The 21077-nt window shown below is 39.6% G+C and carries 19 protein-coding genes; all 19 read right to left on the bottom strand.

Features of this window, described 5'->3' with window-relative positions; genetic code table 11:
- Nucleotides 1–4 precede the first annotated feature (4 nt).
- Nucleotides 5–1231, bottom strand: coding sequence for a transcription termination factor NusA (gene nusA / locus H9649_RS03150; protein WP_191693252.1), 1227 nt, complete (start codon nucleotides 1229–1231; stop codon nucleotides 5–7).
- Nucleotides 1232–1253: 22 nt separating this feature from the next.
- Nucleotides 1254–1730, bottom strand: coding sequence for a ribosome maturation factor RimP (gene rimP / locus H9649_RS03145; protein ID WP_191693251.1), 477 nt, complete (start codon nucleotides 1728–1730; stop codon nucleotides 1254–1256).
- A gap of 177 nt (nucleotides 1731–1907) precedes the next feature.
- Nucleotides 1908–6230: a PolC-type DNA polymerase III gene (locus tag H9649_RS03140; protein ID WP_191693250.1), complete on the bottom strand. Its 4323-nt coding sequence runs from the start codon at nucleotides 6228–6230 to the stop codon at nucleotides 1908–1910.
- A gap of 83 nt (nucleotides 6231–6313) precedes the next feature.
- On the bottom strand, nucleotides 6314–8014 hold the full coding sequence (locus H9649_RS03135) for a proline--tRNA ligase (RefSeq protein WP_191693248.1): 1701 nt from the start codon (nucleotides 8012–8014) through the stop codon (nucleotides 6314–6316).
- A gap of 43 nt (nucleotides 8015–8057) precedes the next feature.
- Nucleotides 8058–9317, bottom strand: coding sequence for an RIP metalloprotease RseP (rseP, locus tag H9649_RS03130; RefSeq protein WP_191693247.1), 1260 nt, complete (start codon nucleotides 9315–9317; stop codon nucleotides 8058–8060).
- Nucleotides 9318–9361: 44 nt separating this feature from the next.
- Nucleotides 9362–10507: a 1-deoxy-D-xylulose-5-phosphate reductoisomerase gene (gene dxr / locus H9649_RS03125; RefSeq protein ID WP_191693365.1), complete on the bottom strand. Its 1146-nt coding sequence runs from the start codon at nucleotides 10505–10507 to the stop codon at nucleotides 9362–9364.
- A gap of 24 nt (nucleotides 10508–10531) precedes the next feature.
- Nucleotides 10532–11326, bottom strand: coding sequence for a phosphatidate cytidylyltransferase (locus H9649_RS03120; protein WP_191693244.1), 795 nt, complete (start codon nucleotides 11324–11326; stop codon nucleotides 10532–10534).
- Nucleotides 11323–12117, bottom strand: coding sequence for an isoprenyl transferase (locus H9649_RS03115; RefSeq protein ID WP_191693243.1), 795 nt, complete (start codon nucleotides 12115–12117; stop codon nucleotides 11323–11325). Before H9649_RS03115 ends, H9649_RS03120 begins: the two co-directional genes overlap by 4 nt.
- 253 nt (nucleotides 12118–12370) lie before the next feature.
- Nucleotides 12371–12928 carry a ribosome recycling factor gene (gene frr, locus H9649_RS03110; protein ID WP_191693241.1) on the bottom strand — a complete coding sequence of 186 codons (558 nt, stop codon included), beginning with the start codon at nucleotides 12926–12928 and terminating at the stop codon, nucleotides 12371–12373.
- Complete coding sequence (pyrH, locus tag H9649_RS03105; protein ID WP_191693240.1) at nucleotides 12928–13653, bottom strand: UMP kinase; 726 nt, start codon at nucleotides 13651–13653, stop codon at nucleotides 12928–12930. The genes frr and pyrH overlap by 1 nt, the downstream gene beginning before the upstream one ends.
- 88 nt (nucleotides 13654–13741) lie before the next feature.
- Complete coding sequence (tsf, locus tag H9649_RS03100) at nucleotides 13742–14626, bottom strand: translation elongation factor Ts (RefSeq protein ID WP_191693238.1); 885 nt, start codon at nucleotides 14624–14626, stop codon at nucleotides 13742–13744.
- A gap of 93 nt (nucleotides 14627–14719) precedes the next feature.
- The gene (gene rpsB / locus H9649_RS03095; RefSeq protein ID WP_191693237.1) at nucleotides 14720–15451 is read right to left on the bottom strand and encodes a 30S ribosomal protein S2; all 732 of its coding nucleotides are present in this window, start codon (nucleotides 15449–15451) and stop codon (nucleotides 14720–14722) included.
- Between the two features lie 143 nt (nucleotides 15452–15594).
- A complete protein-coding gene (locus H9649_RS03090) occupies nucleotides 15595–16113 on the bottom strand; it encodes a hypothetical protein (protein WP_191693236.1) in 519 nt (172 codons plus the stop codon).
- A gap of 5 nt (nucleotides 16114–16118) precedes the next feature.
- Complete coding sequence (locus H9649_RS03085) at nucleotides 16119–16421, bottom strand: RNA polymerase subunit sigma (protein ID WP_191693234.1); 303 nt, start codon at nucleotides 16419–16421, stop codon at nucleotides 16119–16121.
- Nucleotides 16418–17197, bottom strand: a complete 780-nt coding sequence (locus H9649_RS03080) for a FliA/WhiG family RNA polymerase sigma factor (RefSeq protein WP_191693232.1) — start codon at nucleotides 17195–17197, stop codon at nucleotides 16418–16420. Before H9649_RS03080 ends, H9649_RS03085 begins: the two co-directional genes overlap by 4 nt.
- 199 nt (nucleotides 17198–17396) lie before the next feature.
- The gene (locus tag H9649_RS03075; RefSeq protein WP_191693230.1) at nucleotides 17397–17891 is read right to left on the bottom strand and encodes a chemotaxis protein CheD; all 495 of its coding nucleotides are present in this window, start codon (nucleotides 17889–17891) and stop codon (nucleotides 17397–17399) included.
- A 1-nt stretch (nucleotide 17892) separates the two neighbouring features.
- Entirely contained in the window at nucleotides 17893–18525 is a 633-nt protein-coding gene (locus tag H9649_RS03070) for a chemotaxis protein CheC (RefSeq protein ID WP_191693228.1), read from the bottom strand.
- On the bottom strand, nucleotides 18515–18991 hold the full coding sequence (locus H9649_RS03065) for a chemotaxis protein CheW (protein ID WP_191693227.1): 477 nt from the start codon (nucleotides 18989–18991) through the stop codon (nucleotides 18515–18517). Before H9649_RS03065 ends, H9649_RS03070 begins: the two co-directional genes overlap by 11 nt.
- 19 nt (nucleotides 18992–19010) lie before the next feature.
- Nucleotides 19011–21068, bottom strand: a complete 2058-nt coding sequence (locus H9649_RS03060) for a chemotaxis protein CheA (protein ID WP_191693225.1) — start codon at nucleotides 21066–21068, stop codon at nucleotides 19011–19013.
- Nucleotides 21069–21077: the final 9 nt, after the last annotated feature.

The raw sequence follows: 21077 nt of genomic DNA, 5'->3' as shown, positions 1-21077 counted from the left end.
AACATTAGTCTTCGTCTGTTTCTGAATAAAGATCAATATTATCCAGCTCAGTTTCATCATTCAATTCAACATCATCAACATTAGCATAAGGATCCTCTGCATACACATCGTTTCCATTTTCGGAATCCGCATATACGTCGCTATCATCGTTTCCTTCTATTTCCACCTGAACATTCTCATTCGGGAAGATGCCCAATTCCCGTGCATCGGTCTCACTCTTAATGTCAATTTTCCAACCGGTCAATTTAGCTGCAAGTCGTGCATTCTGTCCGCGTTTTCCAATTGCCAAGGATAACTGATAATCAGGGACGACAACTGTCGTAGATCTGTCTTCTTCATTAACCTGAACATCTAATACTTTTGAGGGACTCAAAGCATTTGCCACAAAAATGACGGGGTCTTCAGACCATTCTACGATATCCACTTTCTCGCCATTCAGTTCGTTTGAAATAGATTGAACACGTGCTCCTCTTGACCCAACGCAAGAGCCTACTGGATCAACATCTTCATTATTAGTATGAACAGATATTTTAGATCGGTCTCCAGCTTCACGAGCAATTGACTTGATCTCTACAATACCATCATAGATTTCTGGTACTTCCATTTCAAACAATCTGCGAAGAAGGCCTGGATGTGTGCGGGATACAAAAACTTGAGGACCGCGCGAAGTACGTTCTACTTTCGTTATATATACTTTGATGCGATCATGCGGTTTGTATGTCTCAGTTGTGATTTGCTCACTGGCAGGCAATACCGCTTCCACTTTGCCTAATCCTACATAAAGATTCCTAGCGTCAAGTCGCTCAACGATACCATTGACGATATCATCTTCTCGATCAACGTATTCATCGTAGATGAGCCCACGTTCAGCTTCACGTACTCGTTGTGTAACGACTTGCTTCGCAGTTTGGGCGGCAATACGACCGAAATCTCGTGGTGTTACTTCCTCTTCCACGACATCCGATAATTCATAAGCAGGATTAATAACTAAAGCATCTTCTAAAGCGATTTGCAGTCTGTCGTCTTCCACTTCTTCTACAACGTCTTTTCGTGCATAGACTTTCATCGTGCCCTTATCCAAATTCAAATCCACGCGCACATTTTGAGCCTGGTTGAAATTTCGTTTGTATGCGGTGACAAGTGCCGCTTCAATAGCATCCACAATTATTTCTCTTGAGATCCCTTTTTGTTTCTCAAGTGCTGTCAGTGCATCGAGTAGATCACTACTCATAATAAATCACTCCTATATTCAGTTATGCGGAAAAGTTAATCGCCAAACGTGCAAAAGCGATTTTTTCCTTTGCAATTTCAACTTGCAGCGTTCTAGTTTTAATACGTATTTCAATTTCTGCAGTTTCAGGACCATATGCTAGCAAATGACCTTCAAATTCTTTCATGCCGTTAATTGGCTCGTATGTTTTTATAAACACATACTGACCGACTGCTTTCTCAAAATCCTCTTCTTTCTTCAAAGGACGTTCTGCTCCAGGAGAAGAGACTTCGAGGAAGTAATTTTGTGGAATCGGATCAGTCCGGTCTAATTCCTCACTTAACTTCTCGCTCACTTGCGCACATTGTTCAATATCGATATTCCCTTCTGGATTATCGATATAAACACGCAAAAACCAGTCTCTGCCTTCTTTTAAAAATTCAACATCAACTAATTCCAACTCGAGTTCTTTCACAATCGGACTGACGAGTTTTTCGACATCTTCTGTAATTTTACTCATCATAACCCTCCAGACATTTGATTCAACTATATGAAAACTATAAAGAACAACAGAAAAGAGCGGGGAACCCCACTCTTTTCACGTAAGACTTATAGCAAAAGTTGCTCCAATTATACCATCTACAAGGCATCAATGCAAACAATGTGCCGACATCCAGCTTTATCTATACATTTTCAATTAGAAAAGTGATAACTGATTTGTATCAGGCAGTCCTTCCAAGCACCCTAATGCATCCATATATTCTGTTACGGTTTTAGATACACGACCACGTTGTTGTAAGTCTTCTTTGGAGAGGAAGATACCATCTTTACGTGCTTCCACAATCGTTTTCGCCACACCTGTGCCTAATGAAGGAATTGAATCGAAAGGCGGTATTAATGTATTGCCGTCAATGATGAAAACAGATGCGTCAGATTTGTATAAATCTGGTTTTGCAATTGTGAAACCTCGCTCATACATCTCTAGGGATATTTCCAGCACTGTCAGTAAGTTTTTTTCTTTCGGAGACGCTTCAAGTCCCTTATCGTTGATTTCTTTAATTTTCGCACGAATCGAAGCGTTGCCTTTTGTCATTGTAATCAAATCATAATCTGTCGCACGCACCGTAAAGTATGTCGCATAGTACATGATTGGATGGTGCACTTTGAAATAGGCAATCCGAAGAGCCATCATTACATATGCAGCTGCGTGGGCTTTAGGAAACATATATTTTATCTTCTTACATGAGCTAATATACCAAGCTGGTACATTATTAGCTTTCATCTCATCTTCGAACTCAGGTGTTAAACCTTTACCTTTACGGACAGATTCCATAATCTTGAATGCCATTGATGGATCTAGTCCCTGATAAATCAAATACACCATTATGTCATCTCGACAACCGATAACTTCGGACAGTTGACACGTTTTGTTTTGAATTAACTCTTGGGCATTACCAAGCCAAACGTCCGTACCATGAGAGAGACCGGATATTTGAATAAGCTCTGAGAAAGTGGAAGGTTTCGTTTCTTCAAGCATTTGACGTACAAAACGTGTACCAAATTCCGGTACGCCAAGTGTTCCTGTTTTACAATCGATCTGTTCTTCTGTGACACCGAGTGAAGAAGTGCCGCTGAACAACGCCATTACCCCTTTGTCATCAGGTGGAATCGTTTTTGGATCAATGCCGGATAGATCCTCTAGCATTTTAATCATTGTTGGATCATCATGTCCAAGAATATCAAGCTTCAGCAAATTATTGTCAATTGAGTGGAAATCAAAATGCGTTGTCTTCCAACTAGAACCTGCATCATCTGCAGGGAACTGAATTGGTGTAAAATCAAAAATATCCATGTTATCAGGAACAACGATAATTCCGCCTGGATGTTGTCCTGTATTTCTTTTCACGCCTGTACATCCTTGTACTAGCCGATCAATTTCTGCTCCTCGTAAATGGAGATTATTGTCATTCATATACCCACGCACATAACCGTATGCAGTCTTTTCAGCTACTGTACCAATTGTACCTGCTCGGAAAACATAGTCCTCACCGAAAAGTTCTTTCGTATAGTTATGCGCGTGTGCTTGGTATTCTCCACTAAAGTTCAAATCGATATCAGGCACTTTATCGCCATTGAAGCCGAGAAACGTTTCAAAAGGTATATCGTGTCCATCTTTCTTGAACATTGTTCCACATGACGGACATGCTTTATCAGGTAAATCAAAGCCCGAACTAACTGAACCATCATCAAAGAACTCGGATAATTTACATGAAGGACAGACATAATGTGGAGGCATCGGGTTAACTTCAGTAATTTCCATCATTGTAGCGACTAATGAAGATCCAACAGATCCCCGGGATCCAACCAAATAGCCTTCATCCAAAGACTTTTTCACGAGTTTATGCGAAATGAGGTAAATGACCGCAAAGCCATTGTCAATTATCGATTTCAACTCTTTTTCAATGCGCGCTTCAAGCACTTCTGGCAATTGCTCGCCATAAATATGATGCGCCATCGAGTAAGTCAATCCTCGAACCTCTTCATCCGCTCCCTCAATTGTCGGTGTGTACAAATCATCTTTAATAACTTTTACATCACCAATGCGATCGGCAATTTTCTGAGGGTTGTCGATAACGATTTCATTTGCAACTTCTTCGCCTAAAAATGAAAAATGTTCTAGCATTTCATTTGTTGTCCTAAAATGCACTTCAGGCAATGAATGACGATTCATAGGATTCGCTCCACCTTGAGAGCGAACAAGCACTTGACGGTACGTCGCATCTGTTTCATCGATATAATGCACGTTACCAGTGGCGCAAACAGGCAAACCAGTTTTTTTGCCAAGTTTAATCATCTTCCGCATAATGTCTTCCAAATTCCATTCATCACGGATTAATTCGAGCTCCAAAAGATGGGAATAGACAGGCTTCGGATGCAATTCTAAATAATCATAAAAACTCGCGATATCTTCAACCTCTTCCAATGACTTCTGCATCAATCCCTCAAACACTTCCCCTTTGTCGCAACCTGAACCGACTAAAAGACCTTTTCGATATTTCGTCAATAAAGATCTAGGTATACGCGGAACTCGATAAAAATAATTCATATGCGATATGGAAACAAGTTTAAATAAGTTTTTTAATCCTTCATCGTCGACAGCAAGTAACGTACAATGGGATGGTCTAGAACGTTTATACGCATCGCCTTCGCCTATATTTTTATTAAAATCATCCAAGTATGCAATTCCTTTTTCAGACGCTTCTTTCATAAAGCGGACGAAAAGGTATGCAGTAGCCTCAGTATCATAAATTGCACGGTGATGCTGAGTCAATTCGATATCGAATTTCTTTGCCAATGTATTCAACCGATGATTCCTCAATTCAGGATAAAGGAGCCTTGCTAACTCTAACGTATCGATTACGGGATAATTCGTATCATGAAGATCCGCTCTTTTGCTCGCTTCATAGAAAAACCCCATATCAAATTTTGCATTATGAGCAACAAGTATGCCATCCCCGATAAACTCCTTGAAATCCTTAATTACTTCAGAAACTTCAGGTGCATCTTTCACCATGTCATCTGTGATACCCGTCAACTCCGTTGTAGTAGATGATAAAGGATGGTGCGGATTGGCGAAACGTTCGAAAGTATCTACGATTTCCCCGTTGATGACACGTACAGCAGCAAGTTCAATAATCGTATCGTAAACAGCTGATAGTCCTGTCGTTTCTACATCAAAAACGATATATGTATCTTCATCGAGCTTACGATGCTGTTCGTCAAAGACAATTGGAACACCATCATCTACGAGATTCGCTTCAAGTCCAAACAGAACTTTAATACCATTTTTCTTTCCAGCTGCGTATGCTTCAGGAAAAGATTGAACATTGGCATGATCTGTAATCGCAACAGCCGGATGGCCCCATTTTGCGGCTTGTGCAACGAGTGCTGATGCAGTCGTTACCGCGTCCATTTGACTCATTGTCGTATGTGCATGAAGTTCAATACGTTTACGGTCTGCCGGTGCGCTGTCTTTACGAATAATCGGAGGCACTTCCATAATATCTTGCGCCATCATAATTAAATCTCTAACAAACGTGTCATTTTGAATACTGCCTCGCGCTCTAACCCACGCACCTTTTTTCAACGTCTTCATCAATTCTGCATCTTCGTTATCGCGGGAGAACATTTTCACGAGAATCGAGTCAGTGTAATCGGTCACTTTTATTGTTAGCAATGAACGACCGCTTCGCAATTCTCGAACTTCCGTATCGAATACATAGCCTTCAATTGCAACTCTTCGTTCCTCATCTTGAATCATTTGGATATCAAGAATGTTTTCATCTTGTTTAATTGGGGTCCCTAACACAAATGGTCGATTTCCAACTCCACCATTTTCTTTCTTCAAAGCTTCTACTTTTTGAAGATTCGCTAATGCCGTTTTGGCATACGCCTCTTCTTCCGCTTCTTTTTGTTTAAGAAATGCAATCCGGTCCGCTTCATTTTGTTCATTTTTCTCATTCGTCTCATTAACGAGGAATTCAATCGGCATCGCAAGAAATCCAAATGACGCATACACTTCCATTATAAGTTTGCCATATTTATTCTTCATTGTTTGCTGTTCAAACTCAGACGAACATACAAGCGTCATCTTCTCACCTGACATGATCGGCTGTTGGTTAACGAGACATTCTCGAATTGGTGGAGACATGTCTCTCAATTCTTCTATTACATACGGCCAATAACCAACAATCGATTCTGTATCCTTCTCTACTGATCGCGTACTAATTTGAAGTCTGACCGTCGCGATGGTGTTAAAAGTTTCAGTCATACGCTGATGGAATAAACGAAAGATTTCTATAGGCAATGTCTTTTCAAGCTGTACATTGAATTGCCAAACTCTAGACTTTCGATGAATATCCACGCGTTCAAGTGTACCTTCTCGAAAATGGACAATTGTCTGGTCGTCTGTAAGTCCAATTTGCTGTAGCAACGTCAACAATTTCATTTTAGCATCCATTAGAATCCCCCATTTCGTTGCGATAAAAGAAGGGAAGTACCAGTTGAAACCGGTCTCCCCTTCTCCAAAGTCATTCATTCCAATTAACCAAAATACGCTTGCAACTTTTCAGTTATTTCTTCACGTTGCCATTCAAGCGTTTCGCCTGTCGACCTTATTTTCACTTCAATAATACCGTCAGCAGCTTTCTTTCCAATTGTTAATCGCATAGGTAAGCCGATTAGATCAGAGTCTGCAAACTTTACGCCGGCACGCTCAAGACGGTCATCATGCAATATGGAGTATCGATATGAAGTCAACAACTGATAAATTTCTTCAGAAGTTTGTTTCTGCGTCTCATCTTCCACATTCACGGTAACAAGGTGTATATCATAGGGAGCTAATTGCTTAGGCCATTTTAATCCATTCGTGTCGTTATATTGTTCAGCAACTGCGGCCAATAACCGGGAAATCCCAAGCCCATAACAACCAATAATAAAAGGATTTGAGTTACCTTGTTCATCTATAAATACAGCATTCATTGATCGACTTAGATTACTTCCGATATCTGAGACGAAGCCCAAATCAATACCAGTTGCAAATTGTATCGTTCCATATCCATCTGGAGAAGGATCTCCTTCTTGTATAAAACGCAAGTCCATATAGTCATCCACGGCGAAATCACGCTCAACATTTACATTTACAAGGTGATATCCACTTTTATTCGCCCCACTAACTCCGTTGAAGACAGACTTCACAGCATGATCTGCATACACTTTCATAGTAAGTGGAAGTTTCACAGGACCGATGTAGCCTATCTCACATGAAACCACTTCTGCAATTTCAGTTTCAGTTGCTAATGATACTTCTGACGTCCCAAGCGCCTTTTTTAATTTAAGTACATTAATCTTATGATCGCCTCGCAATAATATTGCAACTAAATCATCATTCGCTTTAAAAATCAGGGTTTTGACAACGCTTGACTGATCAATTCCTAGAAAAGCTGACACCTCTTCAACTGTGTGCTGATTCGGCGTCTCCACTTCCTTCATTTCTTTTAAAGTTTCAGGTTGATGCGAATCCTCCACCTTCACCTCAGCCATTTCCATAATAGCAGCATATGTGGATGAGTCGCTATAAGCAATCGTTACTTCACCAGCTTCTGATAATGCCATAAATTTTAGCGATTGCTTTGTATCTATGGATTTTGCATCAGCAATTACAGTCTTAACATTCAAACCAAGTTTAGAAAATATAGTTGCATATGCGTTAATTACTTTATTTCTCTTGTCATCTAAACTTTCTTGATTTGCATGAAAAGAATAAGCATTCGTCATCATATATTCCTTCAAACGAATAAGTCCATAACGAGGACGCTTCTCATCTTTAAACAATGTTCTAATTTGATAAAGCGTGAGTGGCAACTTCTTATATGTTTTAACTTCGTCACGCAATAGAGTCGTCATAACGCCTGCATGATCGAGCCCTAGTGCGATAGTACGATTTTGTCTATCTGTCAGTGTAAATAAATCCGGGCAATCTGAAGTTCCGCATCCTGATTGATCCAATAGCTCCGTTTGTTGCAAAGCTGGAAGAAATATTTCGACTGCATCAATCGCTTCCATTTCTTCGCGAATGATGTTTTCAATCTTTCTCAATACCTTCTGGGCTAATGGCAGATAGGAATATACCCCGTTCATATGCCTTCTTACAAATCCCGCCCTCATTAATAACTGGTGGGAAGTGATATCCGCTTCAGTAGGGATTTCACGTAATGTCGGTATGAACGTACGTGATTGCTTCATATTCATTTCACCTCGAAGTTCTAAAATTTACGTAGTTTCTATTTTAAAAGAAGAATCGTTGTATATCATTCCATGTAACGACAAGCATCAAGACCATCAATAACATGATCCCAACAAAATGAACCATGCCTTCTTTCTGTTTGTCGATAGGCTTGCCTCGCAGCCCTTCAAAAAGAAAGAAGAGTAACCTTCCACCATCAAGAGCTGGCAATGGCAATAAGTTCATAATACCAAGATTGATGCTTAAGATTGCAGCCCAGTTCATAAGCGTGAATACTCCATGTTGAGCCATATCTCCCGTTGCTTTATAAATGCCGACAGGACCACTTAATGCATCAATTGAAAACTTACCAGTTACAAGGTCTCCAAGCAATCCGAAAATCCGTTGGATCCATGTGACAGTCTCAGTGGCACCATATTTCAATGCTTTTACAGGACTTTTTTCAAATTCAGGCTTGTACTTGACACCAATCTGTCCGAACTTTTTACCAGAGTCCTCCACCACAGAAGGGATCATCGTCATCGTTACTAGTTCACCCGCACGTTCCACTTTCATTTGAACATTTTCACCGGGTTTATTCTGAATGATTTCTGTAAATTCCGTCCATTTATCAACAGGTGTGCCGTCTACTTCTTTAATGTAGTCACCGGCTTCCATTCCCGCTGCGTATGCAGGACTGTCTGCGATGACTTCATCGATAATCGGCTCGTTTTTAGGAACTCCATTAATAAGACCTAAAGCCAAGAAGATGAAGAAAGCTAAAATGAAATTGAATAGTGGACCTGCAAATATCGTCATGATCCTACTACCTAGTGGTTTCGAATCAAATTGACGATCTTCAGGAGCTATTAATGTTTCCTGTCCTTTTTCATAGATGATGGCATCTCGTGAAACTTCGTACCTTACAAGTTCTCCATCCTCATCATATCCTTCAATAAAAAGCTCTTTGCTCAAATCGGCAGTTTCAGTTTCTAAGAATAAGATATTAGGGTTGGAAATCTCCTTGTTCAAATAGATCTTTCCAATTTTATCCAACTCATTTAATTCTAATCCGACTCTATAGCCTGGTAACAATTCAACTGTATCAAAATCTTCTCCAGCCATTCTAACATATCCACCAAGTGGTAAAATACGGATTGTATATAATGTTTCCTTTTTGCGTATGGCGAGTATTTTCGGTCCAAATCCAATCGCAAACTCACGCACCATAATTCCAGCTTTTTTCGCGAAAAGAAAATGCCCTAATTCATGAAAAAAGACGAGAGAACCGAAGATGATAATAAACGCAATTACGGTTTCCATAAATAACCACCTTAACTGGCCAGCTTGGCCTAATTGTCAAAAATTCACTTTATACTATTATACACCATTTCGCGAACCGTTAAATCAATTCCCAAAATGGTCTCAAGATCTGGTTTTGCAATCGTTTGATGCTTATCCATCATTCTTTCAACTAGCTCCTCAATTTGTAGAAATGGAATTTTTCCATCCATGAACAATTGGACAGCAACTTCGTTCGCTGCATTCATGACAGTCGGCATTGTCCCGCCTTCTTTGCCGGCTGCATACGCTAACGCTAATGCTTTAAATCTGTCATAATCCATTTTCTCAAAGTGTAATGCACCAATCTCTTCAAGACGTAACGGTTTTGCATTCTGCATTGGAATTCGGTCAGGATATGTCATAGCATATTGAATAGGCACACGCATATCTGGTGAACCTAGCTGCGCCATCACACTTGTGTCTTCAAACTCAACCATTGAGTGGATTATACTTTCTCTATGGAGCAAACAATCAATTTGCTCATATGGCAAATTGAATAAGTGATGAGCCTCTATAACTTCAAGCCCCTTGTTCATCATCGTAGCCGAATCAATCGTCAATTTATTGCCCATCGACCAGTTTGGATGAGCCAATGCCTGTTCAACTGTTACATTTTTAAGCTGCTCACGAGACAAATGTCTGAAACTACCACCAGATGCCGTTAAGATGAGTCTAGAAACATTTTTAGGATTTTCTCCATTCATCGATTGGAACAAAGCAGAGTGCTCGCTATCGACAGGGAGCAGTTCTACATTATATTTCTTAGCTTCGCTAATGACAATATCTCCAGCGGCTACTAATGTCTCTTTATTTGCTATTGCGATTGTTATGCCTTCACGAATTGCGTGTAATGTCGGTTCAAGACCAACACTGCCAATTACAGCATTCACGAGTAAGTCTGCTCCTGATTGAGCAGCAGCAATGATAAGACCTTCTTTGCCATGTATGAATCGCGTAGAAGGAAAATCAGTTTCAAGCTTCTTTGCATCCTCCTCATATAGTACTGAAACAGTTTCCGGATGAAATTCAGAAATAATTTCTCTCACTTTATTAATATTCTTTCCTGCTGAAAAAGATACAAGCTTAAATTGCTCTGGATTTGATTGAATTATATCAAGCGTCTGGGTTCCAATCGATCCCGTTGCACCTAATAGACTAATTTTCTTCAACATTGACTCGACGACTTCCTTTCATTAACCGACAAAATTCAAAAAATGAAGTAATGGTAACACGAAAAGAAGACTGTCAAAACGATCAAGTATTCCTCCATGACCTGGTAAAAGTGTTCCTGAATCTTTGACCTCAAAGTAGCGCTTTAAAGCAGACTCCACTAAGTCTCCCAGTTGACCGATGATTGATGCAACAATTGTTACAATAATCATTAGTAAATAGGTAGATGCGAGCGGATAGAAATACTGGAATACACATGCAAAAATAATTGCTGCAACAATCCCGCCAACAAATCCTTCAATCGTCTTATTCGGTGAAATTTCAGGCCACAGTTTTCGTTTGCCTAATTTTCGACCAGTAAAGTAAGCGCCTGAATCTGTCATCCATATCACCAGAAGCGCATAAAACACATACTCAAATCCGTAAAACCTAGTTTCTATTAAATAATAAAAACCAATTCCGACATACAATGCACTAAACGCTGAAAACGCAGCATGGTCAAAAGTGAATTTGTTTTTTGAAATGACAGTGTATATTAATAAAATAAGAACGAAAGCCGATACTAGTTCCATCTTAGAAATGCCGAGCGTGAGCTCTACTTCTTTTATCCAATTCGATGGTATTAGCAACACTGTCAGTAGAAGCCAAGATAAGAACCCTCCGACGGAAAATATGGACAGATTTTTCATTCTTAATAATTCATATAAACCGATTGAAGCAATAATATAAATGATAGCTGTAAAAGGTATGCCACCTACTATGACTAGTGGAAAAAAGACCGCTAATGCAACTAGCGCTGTTAATATTCTTTGTTTCAAACTCCTTTATCTCCTTCCACACTTCCAAAACGACGATTGCGCAATTGGAATTCTTCTATTGCATTCAACATGCATGCTTCATCAAAATCAGGCCAGAGCACATCTGTAAAGGAAAACTCCGAATATGCAAGTTGCCACAGCATGAAATTAGATAAACGCACTTCTCCACTTGTTCTAATAAGTAAATCAGGTTCAGGCAAGTGGGCAGTCATTAAATGGGCGTTAATTAATGATTCATCAATATCATCGATTGAGATTTTATTAGCGACTGCTAACTGGACAATTTCTTGAACTGTTTTCACGATTTCAAGACGACTTCCATAGTTCATTGCGAAATTCAAAATTAGCCCGTCGTTTGATGAAGTTGCTTCCACTGCTCTTGCGATGGCTTCTTGCGTATGGGTAGGTAATGAGCTTGTATCGCCAATCATTTCAACTTTCACATTCTGTTCAATTAGTTCGGGTAAATATGTAGTAAGAAATTCCCCTGGAAGTTTCATTAAGAAATCGATTTCAATCTTTGGACGTTTCCAATTTTCCGTTGAGAAGGCATAAAGCGTTAATACGTTAATGCCGATGTCATTGGCGATCCGTGTAATCTTACGAACAGTCTTCATGCCTTCATGATGTCCTGCAATACGAGGCAAACTTCTTTGGCTTGCCCATCTCCCATTTCCATCCATAATGATGGCGACGTGTGAAGGTATTGTCCTGTTTTTCACATTCATTACTCTGTCTGAAATAGATGACTGAACTTCTACAGTTTTTTTTCGTAATAATTTCTCAAGCATTCAGTTTCCTCCACTCGCCTGCTATTTGAGCAAGTATCTAATCTATCGTACCAAATGACGCACAGAATTTCATTTAAAAGAATCAAATAACCGATATAAATATTGCTTTACCTTATTAATCTTATGCTTCTTGCACCGATTTATTTGTACCTTGTCTTATTATGTAGCAAATCATATGTATAGCATAGCCAATCAATAGGCAAAAAAAGACGCCCCCGCAATTAGGACGTCTTGGCCTATAAAAAGTTCTTAGTTAGATTTCAAGAATTTCTTTCTCTTTATCCTTTGCCACTTCATCGACCTTTTCAATATACGAATCGGTCAACTTCTGTATTTCTTCACTTTCGCGACGCAATTCATCTTCAGTGATTTCACTGTTTTTCTCCATTTTCTTCAATTCGTCGTTTGCATCCCTACGGATATTACGAATACCTATTTTGGAGTCTTCTGCTTCTTTCTTTACTTCTTTAACGAGTTCTTTACGACGATCTTCAGTCAATGCAGGTACAGCTAGTCGAATGACAGATCCGTCGTTTGATGGTGTAATTCCAATATCTGATTTCAAAATCGCTTTTTCGATATCACCCAATGTTGTTTTATCATAAGGCTGAATGACCATTAGCCTAGCTTCAGGCACAGAAATACCTGCCATCTGACTAAGCGGTGTTGGAGCTCCGTAATACAGAACTGAAATGCGATCCAGCAACGATGCATTTGCGCGACCTGCCCGAATAGATGCAAGCTGCCTTGAAAATGCTCCAATCGCTTTTTCCATTTTGTCTTTTGTTTGATCCATTAACTCTTTCGGCATTATCCGTTCCTCCTGACAACCGTACCAATTGGCTCACCTAGTACGGCTCTTTTTATATTTCCATTATCCATAATCGAGAATACTACGAGAGGTATGTCATTGTCCATACATAGGGTTGAAGCTGTTGAATCCATCACTTCAAGTCCTTGGCTAATCACTTCAAGGTATGTCAAATTTGTATATTTGACAGCAGTTGCATCTTTCATTGGGTCTGCTGAATAAACGCCATCCACATTATTTTTAGCCATAAGAATTACATCTGCTTCAATTTCCGCAGCTCTTAAAGCGGCCGTCGTATCTGTGGAGAAATAAGGATTACCTGTTCCAGCAGCAAAAATGACAACACGTTTCTTTTCAAGATGACGAATTGCTTTTCTTCGGATATATGGTTCAGCTACCTGTCTCATATCAATAGATGATGATACACGTGTTTCTACGCCTAATTTCTCAAGAGCATCTTGAAGTGCAAGAGAATTCATAACTGTTGCAAGCATTCCCATATAATCAGCAGTCGTACGATCCATTCCCATTTCACTGCCGATTTTGCCGCGCCATATATTTCCTCCACCTACTACAACAGCCACTTCGACATCAAGATCAATAACTTCTTTCACTTGTTCTGCTACTGATTTGATGATTTCAGGTGATAAACCAAATCCTTTTTCACCTGCAAGTGCTTCACCACTTAGTTTCAAGACAATTCTTTTGTATTTTGGGACGCTCATATGTACCCTCCGTCTACTATGTTTTTCTCGAAAAATAGGGAACACAAAAGTGTGTTCCCTAATTTGATAATTATAACGGTAACAACTATCAGTTACCTTTAACTTGGCTCATAACTTCTTCAGCGAAATTGTCTTCACGCTTTTCGATACCTTCACCGACAGCATAACGAACAAATTCCTTCAATGTGCCTCCAGTAGACTTGACGAAATCACGGACTTTTTGGTCAGAGTTCTTAACGAACGCTTGATCAAGTACGCAAATCTCTTCGAAGTATTTACCAAGACGACCTTCAACCATTTTTGCAACGATATTTTCTGGCTTGCCTTCGTTCAATGCTTGCTCTGTAAGAATTTTACGCTCGTGCTCAACTTCATCTTCAGAAACTTCGTCACGTGAAATGTATTTAGGATTTAACGCAGCAATGTGCATAGCAACATCTTTCGCAGCTTCTGAATCTGTAGAACCTTCAAGGATAGTCAAAACAGCGATGCGTCCGCCCATATGCAAGTAAGGACCGAATGCGTCGTTATCTGTCTTCGTTCTAATTTCGAAGCGTCGAAGAGTCAACTTTTCGCCAATTTTAGCGACAGCATTAGAAATGTGGTCAGCTACTGAAAGACCATTTTCCATTGTAGATTCGACAGCTTCTTCGATTGAAGCAGGCTTAGTTGTCAACAAGTGCTCACCAAGTTCTTTAACAAGCGTTTGGAAAGCTTCGTTCTTTGCAACGAAATCAGTTTCTGCGTTCACTTCGTAAATTACTGCTTCATTGTCTTTTACAAGAATAGCAGTAGTACCTTCAGCTGCAATACGGTCAGCTTTTTTAGCTGAACTTGATAGACCTTTTTCACGAAGGAAGTCAATCGCAGCTTCCATATCACCATTAACTTCAGTCAATGCTTTCTTACAATCCATCATACCTGCGCCAGTTTTTTCACGCAATTCTTTTACCATTTGTGCTGTAATAGCCATTAGTAGTTCCTCCCAGTATAGTAATGTTGTGTATCGTAAGTCTTTAAAAAAGACGATAAGGGGGTTGGCCGCTTATCGTCTGGTCATGTAGTCTTACTCTGCAGCTACAGTTTGGTTTTCTTCTTCAGAAACCTCTTCGTCAGCGCCTTGTCTAGATTCAATCAAAGCATCTGCCATTTTGCTAGTCAATAGACGTACCGCACGGATTGCATCATCATTCGCAGGAATGACATAGTCGATTTCGTCCGGATCACAGTTCGTATCTACAATTCCGACAAGTGGAATGTTCAATTTGATTGCTTCAGCAACCGCGATGCGCTCTTTACGTGGATCCACGACAAAGATTACGTCCGGAAGTGTCTTCATATCACGAATACCGCCTAAGAATTTAACTAGACGATCGTGTTCTTTTCTCAATTCGGAAACTTCTTTTTTAGGAAGTACAGCGAATGTGCCATCTTCTTCCATTGCTTCGATTTTCTTCATACGTGCAACACGCTTTTGAATTGTACCGAAGTTTGTAAGTATACCACCAAGCCAACGTTGGTTGATGTAGTACATGCCTGCACGTTCTGCTTCTTCTTTGATAGCATCCTGTGCTTGCTTTTTAGTACCTACGAAAAGTACTTTACCGCCGTCTGCTCCAACTTGACGCATGAAGTCATAAGCTTCTTCAAGCTTCTTCACTGTCTTTTGAAGATCGATGATGTAGATTCCGTTACGCTCAACGAAGATAAACTTCTTCATTTTCGGGTTCCAGCGACGAGTTTGGTGTCCGAAGTGCACCCCTGCTTCAAGCAGTTGTTTCATTGAAATTACTGACATTTGTTATTCCTCCTGTTTGGTTGGATTCCTCCGCATGTTTCATCCGTCGGACAGACCTTCCGGCACCTATTCCTTCGTCCACATACGTGTGTAGTAACACCATTTGATAATATACCATAACGTTTAAATGAACGCAACTACAATCATTTAAATTTTAAAAGCAACTCTATTTCTGTCCTACCTTTTCCAAGCTTCTTAGCAATGTCTTCAATCGATTTACCTTCATCGTTCATGCGTATCGCGACAGAACGAACATCCTTTTTCTCTTCATATTGGTTCTCTTCTGTTTCATTAACAACTTTTGGAACGGATGATTGATAGGATTTCAGAGCTACATTCACTGGAAATTTCAGAGGTTTCATAGAGAAAGTATCCGTTTGATCATTTGCCAAATCTTCAATCGTCTTTTTTGTTTTCTCTTCCACATGCTCACGAATAAGAACCGTATTAGCAGATCTTTTATCGATTATTTGAATGAGACGATCATTCTCCTCTTTCAGTTCATTGAGATAAGCGCCGATTGCATCATCCATTTCCGCCATCAATTTCTGTTGCTTTTTCTCAAGGTCACTGAATTTGGATACTTTCATATAGAGAAGAGCAATGATGTAAAAACTAAATATCTGCAAAATAAACAATAATACTAAAAACACAGCTAGCATGGGTGTTAACCTGTAAAGTCGACGAATGACCCTTTATACGGGTGCACTGTCTCCTTTTCCTCTTCATTTAGTTCTTTTTCATCATGAGCTCTTTTGCCATCCTGTTTTCCTTCTTTTGTGTCCGCATCCGTTTTTGCCGATTTCTCAGTTTGTATAACACTATCCCGACTTTTAAGTAGCTGCTTTTCAGTCAAAGCTTGTGCCTGTTCTTGATTCAGTTGAGACTGCTGCTGTTTTTGTTCAGCAATTCTACCTGCATCATATGTTTTCGGAATAGCAATCTGGAGTTCAATTGCTTTTAGACTCATAAAATCCCTCCATCGACAATTTCAGGTAAAAGAAGCTTACGTAGTTTAAATAAGGCCTTTGAATGAATTTGTGATATACGAGAAGTTGACAGACTTAATATTTCTCCAATTTCGGTCAATGTCATTTCATCCGTATAGAAAAGATTGAGCACAAGTTGTTCATTTTTGTTGAGTTCCTTAATTTTATAGATTAAATCTCCTATAAGCTCATCCATCATAATATGATGCTCGGGTGACCGTTCCACGTCATCTTTAATGACGAATGACTTCTGCCCCTCATCATCATCATCATTCATGCGGTCGTCCATTGATAGTACATTTGAAAAATAATGCTCATGGACGGTGTGATAAACTTCATCTACTGTTATACCGAGATGTGCAGCAATTTCATCCGGTGTGGCATGTCGCAATAATTGTTGTTCAAGTTTACTGATTTCTTCCTCAAGTTTCTTTGATTTCTCCCTTGAAGAGCGTGGCAACCAATCTTCTTTCCGAAGACCATCAATAATAGAGCCCCTAATCCTAAAAGAAGCATATGTATCAAATTTTAAATCTCTGCTTCGGTCGAATTTCGTTAATGCATCAAACAAGCCTTGTAATCCTAAGCTCATAATATCATCTCTAGAAACATTCCTAGGCAGACCTGAACTTATACGTTGCACGTGGTAATTGACGAGTGGTGTATATGTGCGGACCAGCCAATCACCGGCTTCGGCATCTTTTTCGTGCGTCCAAAGGTTCCAATATGCTTCTTCAGTCATCTCTTTCTTGGACATTGAATCGCTCACCTCCAACCTGCTCTTATCCAGTATCCATATAATCCAGGGTAATGATTTAGTTTAGTATAGCAAAAGATTTAAAAAAATAGCGACTGAACCGTTCAGCCGCTTTCGTGAAATTTTACAAATTGCGTGTGCTGACAAGTACACATGAATAATCACATACAACTATGATCGGCATCTAAATGCAGAAAAATCATATCTCTCTAATTCCTGCATTAACCGTGCGAATACTTAGCATCTTCGTGGCAGGATCAAATTCTATCGTACGCCCACTCGAGCCACCGGTATCCTCGGCAATAATTGGTATAGAAAGCCGTGCGAGCTCTTTTTTAACCGCTTCAACATTTCTCGGCCCTATTCGAATTGAATCACTTGTACCAAACTGGAACATTTGAGCTCCACCTGCAATTTTCGCTTTTAAAGAAAGTGGCCGTACGCCCTCAGCTTTCAACAACTCCATTAATGCATATATACCCGTATCTGCGAATTTTGCTAAATTAATATTATCCGATCTTCCTAAACTTGAATCTGGTAACATGACATGAAGAAGTCCCGCTATCTTTTTCACTTCGTCATATAATACTACGCCTACACAAGAGCCAAGTCCCGATGTCCGAATCGTATTGGGCATATTGACAATATTCATGTCAGCAATTCCTACTCTGATGACAGTTTTCATTGTGCTCATTTCAAAGTACACCTAAAGATCGGAAAATTGTTAAATAGGACTCTGGATCTGGTAGAAGTAAGAAGTGGCCATTAATAGTCGAACTTTCTTCATCACCTTCATCAATGATGCGTGTATCAATAACAATGACTTCGTCACTATAATGGGATACTTCAATTAAACCGAAACTGACAATTGCCCCAACCATATCTACACTTAACGATGGCACCGTCGGATGGATATTCAGTCCTGTAAAATCGGATAAAGCAGATAAATAAGAACCTGAAAGAATATTGCCTAATTCTTGCATTGCAGAGACGCCCATTTCAGAAATAGGAACCTCGTTGAAATCGAATGTTGTATCTTGTATTAAATTTCTAATGAACTGATTTGCTGATTCAACAGGAAGCACAAAAAACATACTGCCAGACAAATCCCCTTGTATACGCAAGAAGATTCCAGCCACTATTTTTTCTGCGCCACCTGCTAATTCAAACATTTCATCAAAAGAAACGAGATTGACATTCGGGACAAGCATTTCAATTTTACGGCCAAGTAATTGCGACATAGCTGTCGCTGCATGAGCTGCACCAATATTGCCAATTTCTTTTAGTACATCAAGATGCAAATCATTAATCTGCTCGTTAGAACTCATCAGAAGTCACTCGCTTCAATGGCTCTAAAATCTTTTCAAGATTTAATAACACTAATAGCCGGTTATCTACTTTCGCTACACCTGCGATGAACTCAGATTCGATTGTACCTACGACTTCAGGTTGTGGTTCAATCGATGACAATGGAATATCAAATACATCATTTGCGTCATCAACAATCAGTCCAACTTCAAACTCTTCCATCGAAACGATAATGATTCTACTCGAATCATCTAGCGCTTTCACTTCTAACCCAAAGCGTTCGCGAAGGTCGACAATTGGTGTAACAAGCCCTCTAAGGTTTATAACGCCATATACATAAGATGGCGTTCTAGGTACTTCTGTAACGGAAATCAATTTTTCAATCGATTCAACTACGTCCACTTCAATCGCATATTCTTTTTCCATCAATTGGAATACAATTACTTTCATTTCTTCTCGTGCAACTAATTCGCCAAATTGAGCCATAATAGTCCCTCCTATCTATCTATTTAATTAAAGAATTACAGTCCACTATTAGGGCAACTTGTCCATTTCCAAGTATTGTCGCTCCTGAAATGGCAAAGACACTTTGCAAATAGTTTCCTAATGATTTCAAGACGATTTCCTGTTGTCCGATGAAAGAGTCAACGAGTAACCCAGCTAATTTATCACCTTTACGCACAATGACTATAGACTGATATTCATCCATTTTGTTCGCATTTTCCATTTCGAAAATCCCTTTCAAATTGACAAGTGGAACTATGCTTCCTCTGAAATCAATTACTTTCTGGTTATGTGCATTTAGAATTTCGGATTTTTGAATGATCGCAGTTTCAATAATCGACGATAACGGAATTGCGTAAATGTCTTTTTCCAAATTGACAAGCATAACCGAAATAATGGAAAGTGTTAGTGGTAACTGCACTTGGAACAATGAGCCTTGGCCTTCTTTCGACTCAATCGTTATATGTCCACCAAGTGATTCAATCGTGCTTTTCACAACGTCCAAACCGACTCCACGGCCTGATACGTCAGTGATACTTTCGGCAGTGGAGAATCCTGAGGCAAGAATAAGTTCTGCTACTTGCTTATCTGTCATAGAACCGGCAACTTCTTCTGTGACAATTCCTCTTTCAATCGCTTTCTTTAAAACTCGACTTCTATTAACGCCAGCTCCGTCATCTTCCAACTCTATGAAAACGTGATTGCCGGAATGATATGCGCGCAATGTAACTGTTCCTTCTTCAGGCTTTCCTTTTGCGATACGCTCTGCTGGCGTTTCAACGCCGTGGTCCAATGCATTTCGTATAAGGTGAACTAACGGATCACCAATTTCATCAATAACAGTACGGTCCAATTCAGTTTCAGCACCGATAATTTCCAGATTTATCTTCTTGTCCAAATCACGTGCAAGTTGACGAACCATTTTAGGGAAGCGATTGAACACCGTTTCAACAGGAATCATCCGCATATTTAAAATGATATTTTGAAGGTCACCTGAAACACGTGTCATTCGTTCAACTGTTTCGTTCAAGTCAGGATTATGTAATTCACTTGCTATCGACTGCAATCGTCCTCGATCAATAACGAGCTCTTCAAAAAGATTCATTAAAATATCCAAACGATCGATATTTACTCGAATCGTCTTGTTTGCATGTGAAGCGTTTGTAGAACGCTTGCTTTTTTCTGGTGCGGTCTCTTGTTTGACAACAACTTCCGTTGCAGTTGTTTCTTGCTCTAAAGACTGTGAAGATGTTTCTTTATCACGCTTACCTTGTATTAACGATTCTGCTGTCAGTTCCGTCACTAAAACATCTTCAACTTCAGACACTTTCATAACTTTCGCTTGAATTGCAACTGAATCTTCTTTAGTAAGAAGAACAACAGTAAATGACGCATCAAAATCTTCATTTTCCAAAAATTCAACATCTGGTTTTGATTTAATTATTTCTCCAGCTTTTTCAAGAATTTCAAAGACCATGAACACCCGAGCTGCTTTAAGAAGACAATCATCTCTTAGTGTAACGGTAACTTCAAGTGCATTAAAGCCTTGTTCTTGCGATTGGCTGATGACAGTTAGTTCATACTCATCATAATTCAGTTCAGTTTTCGGCATATCTTGAGCTTGCACAACTTCTAAAGTCGTAGCAGATGTTTCCATAACGGAAGTTGTAATTGCTTCATGACCAGCTTCAATATTGTTCAGTGCATTGACAAGATCCTGTACGTCTTTCTTTCCTGAACCACCTGCCTCGATATCCATCACCATCTCTTCCAGATAATCGACAGCTTTAAACACAACATCAAGGATTTCTGTACTGACACTAATTTTCGAATTACGAATTGCGTCCAATACGTTTTCCATCTTGTGTGTCAAATCGGCAATATCTTCATACCCCATTGTTGCTGACATACCTTTCAACGTATGGGCAGAACGGAAAACTTCGTTGACAATTGCCAAGTCTTCCGGATTTTTTTCAAGCTCCAGTAAGTGTTCGTTGCATGCTTGAAGGTGTTCTTTACTTTCATCCAAAAACATTTCAAGGTATTGATTTGTGTCCATCATGACGCC

It is taken from the genome of Sporosarcina quadrami (assembly GCF_014836615.1).
Classification (GTDB): domain Bacteria; phylum Bacillota; class Bacilli; order Bacillales_A; family Planococcaceae; genus Sporosarcina; species Sporosarcina quadrami.
The sequence above is the reverse complement of the archived record's forward strand: the minus strand, read 5'-3'. Positions and strand labels throughout refer to the sequence as shown.